Below are 8,579 nucleotides of genomic sequence, written 5' to 3'. Positions count from 1 at the left end.
AGCCCCCTACTTCTAGCAGCGCCGCAGGTCGTGCGGCGGGGGCAGCGCCCCCTTCTTGGCCGCAGGACGCGCCGTCATGCGCATCCGGTCTTGCCCCATGCGCAATCTGCACTGGACGTTGCCTTGAGCGGGTCGCAAGATTTGGCAGTCCCGCCGAGGCGGCAGTTAACGGACGGAGTCCATGGCAGATTTTCCCCGCAGCAATCTTTGGCACGCCAGCGCGCAGGAGCAGTTTTCCGGCGCGGCTCTGGCGGAGGATCTGAGTGCCGAGCTGATCATCGTCGGCGGCGGCTTCACCGGCTGCGCGGCGGCGCTGGAAGCGGCGCGGCGCGGGGCCAGCGTGGTGCTGCTTGAGGCGCATGGGATCGGGCATGGCGGCTCGGGGCGCAACGTGGGGCTGGTGAACGCAGGGCTCTGGCTGCCGCCCGACGACATCATCGCCCAGATGGGCGAAGCGGCGGGCGGGCGGCTGATCGAAGAGTTGGGGCAGGGGCCTGAACGGGTCTTTGCGCTGATCGACCGCGAGGGCATCGCCTGCGAGGCGACGCGGGCCGGGACCCTGCATCTGGCGCATGCGCCTTCGGGCGTGGCCGATCTGGAGAGCCGCTTCCGGCAGGGCAACCGGATCGGCGCGCCGGTCCAACTGCTGGGCGCCGAAGAGACGCAGCGGCGCAGCGGCTCGGGCGAATTTCACGGCGCGCTTCTCGACCCGCGGGCGGGCACGGTGCAGCCGCTGTCCTATTGCCGGGGGCTTGCCCGCGCGGCCGCGGCGGCGGGGGCGCGCATTTTCGAGGGGGCGCAGGTCAGCGAGATCAGCCGGGATGGTGGGGGCTGGCACCTGCGCTGCAATGGCCAGCGCCTGCGCGGGGCGCGGCTGCTGATTGCCACCAACGCCTATCATGAGGGGCTGCCCGCCGCCTACCGCCCCAGCTTCGTCACCGTCAGCTACAGCCAGTTCGCCACCGCGCCGCTGCCGGATGGGCTGCGCGAGAAGGTGCTTCCGGGGGGCGAGGGGTGCTGGGATACGGCGCTGGTCATGTCCTCCTTCCGCATCGACCGCGCCGGGCGGCTGATCCTGGGCGGCATGGGCGACGCCGAGGGTCCGGCGCGCGCGCTGCATGGCGATTGGGCGCGGCGCAAGCTGCGGCGGGTGTACCCCGAGCTTGGCGATATCGGCTTTGAACATGCGTGGCGGGGGCAGATCGCCATGACCCGCGACCATGTTCCGAAGATTGTGCGCCTTGGGTCGTCGGCGCTGTCGATCTTCGGCTATTCCGGGCGGGGGATCGCGCCGGGCACCGTCTTTGGCACCGCCGCCGCCGAGGCGCTTCTGGAAGGGTCTGAGGCGGCGCTGCCCATCGCGCCCGTCGAGGGCTATTCGGAGCGGTTCACCCGCGTCATGGGCGGCTACTATGAGGCGGGCGCGGCGCTGACCCATGCGCTGAAGCCGGGGCTTCTGGGGTAGGTTGCGGGTGGCCAGTTCCGGCCACCCGCCTTTGTGTCATTCGATGTCGAACACCACGCCCTGCGCCAGCGGCAGCTCGCTGGAGTAGTTGATGGTGTTGGTCGCCCGCCGCATGTAGGCGCGCCATGCGTCAGAGCCGCTCTCGCGCCCGCCGCCGGTCTCTTTTTCGCCGCCGAAGGCCCCGCCGATCTCGGCCCCCGAGGTGCCGATGTTGACGTTGGCGATGCCGCAGTCGGAGCCGCGCGCCGACAGGAAGCTCTCCATCTCGCGCAGGTCGGTGGTGAAGATCGACGAGCTGAGACCGCCGCCGACGTCGTTGTGCAGTTCCAGCACCTCGTCGAAGTCGCTGTATTTCATCACGTAGAGAATCGGGGCGAAGGTCTCGCGCAGCACCGGGCCGGTTTGCGCGGGCATCTCCACCAGCGCGGGTTTGACGTAATACGCCGCCTCGCCCTCGACCGCCGCACGCTGGCCGCCATGCACGGTGCCGCCGAGGTCTGCCGCTTCTTTCAGGGCCGCCTGCATGCCGTCAAACGCGGTGCCGTCGATCAGCGGGCCGACCAGCGCGTCGGTCTGCAGCGGGTTGCCGACGGTGACGCTGGCATAGGCGCGGCGCAGCGCGGGCACCAGTTGATCGTAGACGCTCTCGTGCACGAAGAGGCGGCGCATGGTGGTGCAGCGCTGGCCCGCGGTGCCCATGGCGCCGAAGGCGATGGCGCGCAGGGCCATGTCCATATCGGCGGAGGGGCAGACGATCCCGGCGTTGTTGCCGCCCAGTTCGAGGATGCATTTGCCGAAACGCGCCGCCACTTTCGGGCCGACGATGCGGCCCATGCGGGTCGATCCGGTGGCCGAGATCAGCGCGACTTTCTCGCTCTCCACCAGCGTCTCACCCAGCTCGGGGCCGCCGACCAGCACTTGGCTCAGTCCTTCGGGGGCGTCGCCGAAACGGGCGATGGCGCGCTCGAGCACCGCTTGGCAGGCGAGCGCGGTGAGCGGCGTCTTCTCGGAGGGTTTCCAGATCACCGGATCGCCGCAGACCAGCGCCAGCGCGGCGTTCCAGCACCACGGCGCGCAGGGGAAGTTGAAGGCGGTGATGATGCCCACCACGCCAAGCGGGTGCCATGTTTCCATCATCCGGTGGCCGGGGCGCTCGGTGGCGATGGTCAGCCCGTAAAGCTGGCGCGAGAGGCCGACGGCGAAATCGCAGATGTCGATCATCTCCTGCACTTCGCCAAGCCCTTCGGAGGGCGATTTCCCGGCCTCGATCGAGACCATGCGGCCAAGATCGTCCTTCGACTTGCGCAGTTCCTCGGCGAAGAGGCGCACCAGCTCACCCCGGCGCGGCGCGGGCACCATGCGCCAGCTGCGAAAGGCGGCGCGCGCGGTGTCGATCGCCGCGGCGGCGTCCGCGGCGGACTGAGGGGCGAGCTGCGCGACACTCTCGCCGGTCACCGGAGAGACGATCTGCAGTCCATCTGCGGCATCCAGCGCGGCGGTGACGCCGCAGCGCTCGAGGGTTTCGGCGGTGAGGACGGGAAGCGGTTTGCTCAGCATCGGGGGCTCCTTCGCTTGGGTTATCTGCGGTCGTTGCTTGCGGGCAGGATATCAGCGCAGGGCCATGCACCCATAACGCCAAGTCCGGCTGACCTCATGCGGGTTTGGCATGGTCCTTGGCCGGGGCGGGGCCTATCGTGCGCCGCAGCATGACAAGAGGACCCACCGTGCCCCTGCAAAGACGCCTCCTCCCCGACATGAAGGTGCTGCAGACCTTCGAGCTTGCCGCGCGGCACGGCAATTTCACCCGCGCGGGCGAGGAACTGGCGCTGACCCAGAGCGCGGTGAGCCGCCATGTGCGCGAGCTGGAGGAGCAGATCGGCAAGCCGCTGTTCGAGCGGTTGCGGGGCCGGGTGGTGCTGACGCGGGCGGGCACCGAACTGCTGCCCGAGGTGCAGCGGCTTTTGCGCATGGCCGAAAGCACCATGCGGCACGCCACCGCCGGGGCGCAGGGCGAGAGCCTGCTGGCAATCAACGCCCCGCCGACCTTCGCGACGCGCTGGCTGATGCCACGGCTGCCGGAGTTTCTGGCGGCGCATCCGCAGCTGCGCATGGACGTGGGCACCAGCACCGGGGTTTTCGACCTCGACAGCCGGCAATGCGATCTTGCGCTGCATTTCGGGCAACCGCTCTGGCCCGGCGGGCAATGTCGCTATCTCTGCAGCGAAATCGTCCTGCCGGTGGCTGGCGGGGCGCTGCGTGAGGTGGCGATCACGGCACCGGAGGATCTGCTGGCGCAGCCCCGGCTGCACATCACGCCGCGTGCCACCATGTGGGGCGATTGGTTCGCCCGGCAGGGCATGGCGCTGCCCGATGCCCAAGGCGGGCATTGGTTCGACGAATTCGCGCTAAGCATCGAGGCGGTTAAGGCCGGTCTGGGCTTTGCGCTGCTGCCGCGCTACCTGATCGAGGCAGAGCTTGCGCGCGGCGAGCTGACCGTGGCGCTCGACGTACCGCATGGCACTGATCTGGCTTGGTATATCGTCACGCCTGAGGGTCGGGCCGATAAGGCCGCAGCGTTTTCCGAGTGGTTGCTCGGGCAGGTGTCGTTCCGGCCCTTGGAGGGGTGACATAGCAAGCTATGCGCTGGAGGCAGTTCGGGTCTTCCCTTTCGGAAGTTGTTCCGAAGCGCTTCGAATGGCATCTTTGCTGCATCGACGCCACGCTGCGACGATAGAGTTTTCTAGAGGCTCTCTCCTCCTCCCTGAGCCTCGGAAATCGGCGGCGACCCTTCTCCTCCTCCCTAGGGTCGCCGCCACACTCACTTCCCCAGATGCCCGTTGGAAATCAATCGCTTCGCCAAGCGTGTGCTTGCGTGTAGTGCCTTTGTGCAGTCGTACTCTCCGCTGCGAGATGCGGCCATTCCGGCCGATGCCGCCGTCTTGCGCACTCTCAATTTATAAAATATAAATATTGGGAAAAGCGAGGCTTACATGGCAACCGACGCGCTGCAGACCGCTCTCTTCGAGTTTGAGAACCCGCTCCTGCGGGCGGCCGCCGTCGGATTCTCGACGCCGAAGCCCTCGCTCCCCCTCACACAGCTTGCGGGCATCCTCTTTGAGGGCTGGGGCCTCGACGGGCGGCTGACCGACCTTGGGGGAGAGCGGGACAGCAACACGCTGGTCGAAACAGAGCAGGGCGCGCGCTATGTGCTCAAGGTCTTCAGCCCCGAAGACGGCGAGGATATCCGGCAGCTGCAGCATTGCGCCATGCGGCATCTGACCCAGCACAGTTCGGTGCCGACCCCCGCGCTGCACCCGACCTTGGCGGGCGCGTTTGAACATCCGGTTTTGCATAATGGCGACGCCCCGCTCTTTGCCGCGCTGATCGACATGATGACGGGAACCGCGCCGCAGCCGGACGGCAGCGAGGCGCAGATGCGGATGATCGGGCGCAGCATCGGGGCGCTGCAATCGGGTCTTTCAGGGCTGCGGCATCCGGCGGCGCGGCGCGTCCTGCTGTGGGACCAGATGAACGTGCTGAGGCTGCGCGAGCTTTCGGCGCTGATCGCGGATGCGGACCTAAAGCTGCGCGTGCAGCGGGCCATGGATCACCTCGAAGGCCGGATGGACGCGCTGGCGGCGCTGCCGAGCGCGATCATCCACAATGACCTGAGCCCAAGCAACATGCTGGTTGATCCCGCCGACCCGCTGCGGCTGACCGCGATCTTCGACTTCGGCGATCTGGTCGAGGCTCCGCTGATCAACGATATCGCCATTGCCGCCAGCTATTTCATCCGCCCCGCAGCGCCCTTGGCGCCGCAGCTTGCCTGCTTTGTCGCGGGCTATGAAGAGCACCGCCGCCTCGGCGATGACGAACTGGCGGCGCTGCCGGATGCGCTGCTGTCGCGGCTGCTTTTGCGGCTGGTCATCCCGCTGTGGCGCAGCACGCTTTTCCCGGCCAACCGCGCCTATCTTCTGCGCCATTTCGAGGCGGCGCAGGCGCTGGCCGAGCCGCTGTTGCCGCCGCGATCCGGGCCGATCCATCCGCCGCTGCGCTTCTCCCGTTCCGATCTGAAAGGGGTCTGACATGACCGATCTCGCCACCCGCCGCGCGCGCACGCTGGGGCCCGCCTACCGGCATTTCTATGACGCGCCGCTCTATCCGGTGCGGGGGCGGGGGGTTGAGCTTTGGGACGCCGAGGGGCGGCGCTATCTCGACGCTTACAACAACGTGCCCTCGGTGGGCCATTGCCATCCGCGCGTGACCGAGGCGCTGGCACGGCAGGCAGAGATCCTCAACACCCACACGCGCTACATGCACGAGGCGGTGGTGACCTATGGCGAGCGGCTGACCGGGCTTTTCGATCCTGCGCTGTCGCAGGTCATGTTCACCTGCACCGGCAGCGAGGCAAACGATCTGGCGCTGCGTCTGGTGCGGGCGGTGACCGGGCGCAGCGGCATCATCGTGACCTCGAACGCCTATCACGGCGTGACGCTGGCGCTGGCCGAAATGTCGCCCTCGCTGGGGGCGCACAACCCGCTTGGCGCGCATGTGCGTACCGTCGCACCGCCAAGCGGCGCAGACGGGGGCACGCGCTTTGCCGCAGATGTGCGCGCGGCGATCGCCTCGCTCGAAGAGGCGGGACTTCAGGCGGGGGCGCTGCTGTTCGACACGGCGTTCGCGTCGGATGGGCTGCGGCTCGACCCGCCGGGTTGCATTGCCGGTGCGGTCGCCGAGATCCGGGCCGCTGGCGGGCTGTGGATCGCCGACGAAGTGCAGGCCGGGCTTGGGCGCATCGGCAGCCACATGTGGGCCTACGAGCGCCACGGCGTGCGGCCCGATATCGTCACGCTGGGCAAACCGCTGGGTGCGGGGCATCCGATCGCCGCCATGGTCACCCGTCCCGATCTGCTGGCGGAATTTGGCAAGAAGACGCGGTATTTCAACACATTCGGCGGCAATCCCGTCTCTGCGGCGGTCGGTCTTGCGGTGCTCGACGTGATCGAAGACGAGGGGCTGATGCAGAACGCCGCCGAAACCGGCGCGCGGCTGCTGAGCGGGCTGCGGGACCTGGCCGCGCGGCATCCCGAGGCTGTTGCCGACGCCCGCGGCACCGGGCTCTATGCGGCGCTTGAACTGCGCGGCACGCCAGAGGCGGCGGGGCAGGGGATCACGTGGCTGACCAATGAGATGCGCCGTCGCGGCATCCTTCTCGGCAGTTGCGGTGCCCATGGCGAGGCGCTGAAAATCCGTCCGCCGCTGCCGTTCTCGCCTCAGAACGTCGCGGAACTGGTGACCGCGCTGGATGCCGCCCTGTCCGACGATGCGCTTCTGCAGACGCTGGGCAAAAGCGCGCAGGATGTCTGAGAAACGGGACCTCTCCACAGCCAGCGGGGCGGGCATGAAGCCCATTGCCTCGGGAAGCCTCTCGGCCCGCGCCTATGAGGCCATGCGGCAGGGGCTGATCGAAGGCGCGTTTCACCCGGGCCAGCGCCTCATCCTGCAGGATCTGGCCAATCACTTCGGCACGTCGATCACCCCGGCCCGCGAGGCGGCGATGCGGCTGGTCAGCGAGGGCGGGCTGGAATTGCGTTCGGGGCGGTTCCTGCATGTGCCGGGGATGGATCGGGACCGCTACCTCGAAGTGCGCGCCATGCGCATCGAGCTTGAGGGGCTCGCCGCGCGTATGGCCGCGAGCGCCTGCACCGCCGCTGATCTGATGGATCTGCGCGAAATACAGGACCGCTACGCCGCCTCGGATGCGCCCGGTCAGGCCGCCGAGGCGGCATTGCTCAACCGCCGCTTCCATGCCGGTGTCTACAAGCTGTCGCGGATGCCGCTGCTCATTGGCCATATCGAGCAGCTGTGGGTGGCCATGGGGCCGATGCTGAACGTTTTCTACGACCTCTCGGAGCGGCGCTATTTCGGGGCCGAGGTGCATGAGGCGGTGCTGGCCGCATTGGCGGCGGGGGACGGCGCCGCCGCCGAGCTACAGATCCAGACGGACATCGCCAATGGCACCTCCAGCTTCCTGCAGCATTTCGATCAGCTCAGCGAAGGCAGCTGACCCCCAGTCCGGCCAAGCGCCGAAGGAGACACCCACCATGGACACGCATCTCGACCTGCAGCCTGCACCGCCCCGCGAGGACGCGCAGTGGCCCCAGGGCGCCGCCTATCTCGACGGCACCTTCATGCCCGCTGCCGAGGCGCGGATCCCGGCGGGCGATTGGGGCTACCGGCGCTCGGATGTCACCTATGACGTGGTTGGGGTCTGGGATGGCTGCTTCTTCCGGCTCGACGATCATATCGCGCGGTTCCGGGCGTCGATGACCCGGCTGCGCATGCAGCCTCGGGAGAGCGACGCCGAGGTCCGCGAGGTCCTGATCGAAACCGTGCGCCGCTCTGGTCTGCGCTCGGCCTATGTGTCGATGGATTGCCTGCGCGGCTCGCCCGCGCCCGGTGCGCCGCGCATTCCCTCGTCGGCGCGCCCGTGGCTGCTGTGTCAGGCGCTGCCATGGGTCTGGGTCGCCAGCCTTGAGCAACAGCGCAAGGGGGTCAGCCTGATGATCCCCGAGGTCCGGCGCATCCCGGCGGAGAGCTTCGATCCGCGGGTGAAGAATTTCCACTGGGGAGACCTGACCGATGGCCTGTTCGAGGCTGAAGCCGCGGGGGCCGATTTCCCGATCCTTCTCGACGGCGCGGGTCATGTGACCGAGGGGCCGGGTTTCAACGTCTTCTGCGTTGTCCAAGGCAAGGTGCTGAGCCCGCGCAGCGGTGCGCTCGAAGGAATCACCCGCCGCTCGGTGCTCGAGCTGTGCGAAGATCTGGGGCTGCCCTCCGAGGTGCGCGATATCCCCGCCGAGGAGTTCCGCGCCGCCGATGAGATCTTCTGCGCGACGACAGCGGGAGGGGTCTGGGGCGCGGGGCGCATCGACGGGCGCGCTCTTGGCAATGATGCGCCGGGCGAGATCACCGAGCGCCTGCGCACGCGTTTCTGGCGCAAGCGGGCCGAGGGCTGGCACGCAACGCCCGTTACAGCATGAGTGTGCTCTGGGCTGCGGCGTGTTGCAACCAAGTTGAAATGTCACCGCGTCTGCAAAGCAGGAATGTCATC

Annotated in this window: 7 protein-coding genes; 6 read left to right on the top strand and 1 reads right to left on the bottom strand. The window is 68.2% G+C overall.

The genetic code is table 11. The features are described 5' to 3' along the window. Positions 1 to 181 precede the first annotated feature (181 nt). Entirely contained in the window at positions 182 to 1,465 is a 1,284-nt protein-coding gene (locus G0A00_RS25580; protein WP_164185479.1) for an FAD-binding oxidoreductase, read from the top strand. Positions 1,466 to 1,501: 36 nt separating this feature from the next. Here the strand turns inward: G0A00_RS25580 and G0A00_RS25575 are convergent, their stop codons facing one another. Then, positions 1,502 to 3,022 (bottom strand): aldehyde dehydrogenase family protein, encoded by a 1,521-nt coding sequence (locus G0A00_RS25575; protein WP_164185480.1) that lies wholly within the window; start codon positions 3,020 to 3,022, stop codon positions 1,502 to 1,504. Between the two features lie 167 nt (positions 3,023 to 3,189). Here G0A00_RS25575 and G0A00_RS25570 point away from each other — a divergent pair, with 167 nt between their 5' ends. The 5 genes from G0A00_RS25570 (at position 3,190) to G0A00_RS25550 (ending at position 8,508) form a co-directional block, all read left to right on the top strand. Further along, positions 3,190 to 4,092: a LysR family transcriptional regulator gene (locus G0A00_RS25570; protein WP_164185482.1), complete on the top strand. Its 903-nt coding sequence runs from the start codon at positions 3,190 to 3,192 to the stop codon at positions 4,090 to 4,092. A 363-nt stretch (positions 4,093 to 4,455) separates the two neighbouring features. After that, positions 4,456 to 5,550 carry a phosphotransferase enzyme family protein gene (locus G0A00_RS25565; RefSeq protein ID WP_164185484.1) on the top strand — a complete coding sequence of 365 codons (1,095 nt, stop codon included), beginning with the start codon at positions 4,456 to 4,458 and terminating at the stop codon, positions 5,548 to 5,550. A gap of 1 nt (position 5,551) precedes the next feature. After that, positions 5,552 to 6,832: an aspartate aminotransferase family protein gene (locus tag G0A00_RS25560; RefSeq protein WP_164185486.1), complete on the top strand. Its 1,281-nt coding sequence runs from the start codon at positions 5,552 to 5,554 to the stop codon at positions 6,830 to 6,832. Beyond that, on the top strand, positions 6,825 to 7,532 hold the full coding sequence (locus tag G0A00_RS25555; RefSeq protein WP_164185488.1) for a GntR family transcriptional regulator: 708 nt from the start codon (positions 6,825 to 6,827) through the stop codon (positions 7,530 to 7,532). Before G0A00_RS25560 ends, G0A00_RS25555 begins: the two co-directional genes overlap by 8 nt. A 37-nt stretch (positions 7,533 to 7,569) precedes the next feature. Further along, on the top strand, positions 7,570 to 8,508 hold the full coding sequence (locus G0A00_RS25550) for an aminotransferase class IV (RefSeq protein WP_164185490.1): 939 nt from the start codon (positions 7,570 to 7,572) through the stop codon (positions 8,506 to 8,508). Positions 8,509 to 8,579 lie beyond the last annotated feature (71 nt).

Source organism: Salipiger sp. PrR002 (genome assembly GCF_010500775.1).
In the GTDB taxonomy this organism is placed as follows: Bacteria; Pseudomonadota; Alphaproteobacteria; order Rhodobacterales; family Rhodobacteraceae; genus Salipiger.
This window is presented reverse-complemented; position numbering and strand designations above follow the sequence as displayed.

Coding starts and splice junctions, on each gene's coding strand:
- G0A00_RS25580 (WP_164185479.1), top strand. CDS start 182: ATGGCAGATTTTCCCCGCAGCAATCTTTGGCACGCCAGCGCGCAGGAG.
- G0A00_RS25575 (WP_164185480.1), bottom strand. CDS start 3,022: ATGCTGAGCAAACCGCTTCCCGTCCTCACCGCCGAAACCCTCGAGCGC.
- G0A00_RS25565 (WP_164185484.1), top strand. CDS start 4,456: ATGGCAACCGACGCGCTGCAGACCGCTCTCTTCGAGTTTGAGAACCCG.
- G0A00_RS25560 (WP_164185486.1), top strand. CDS start 5,552: ATGACCGATCTCGCCACCCGCCGCGCGCGCACGCTGGGGCCCGCCTAC.
- G0A00_RS25555 (WP_164185488.1), top strand. CDS start 6,825: ATGTCTGAGAAACGGGACCTCTCCACAGCCAGCGGGGCGGGCATGAAG.
- G0A00_RS25550 (WP_164185490.1), top strand. CDS start 7,570: ATGGACACGCATCTCGACCTGCAGCCTGCACCGCCCCGCGAGGACGCG.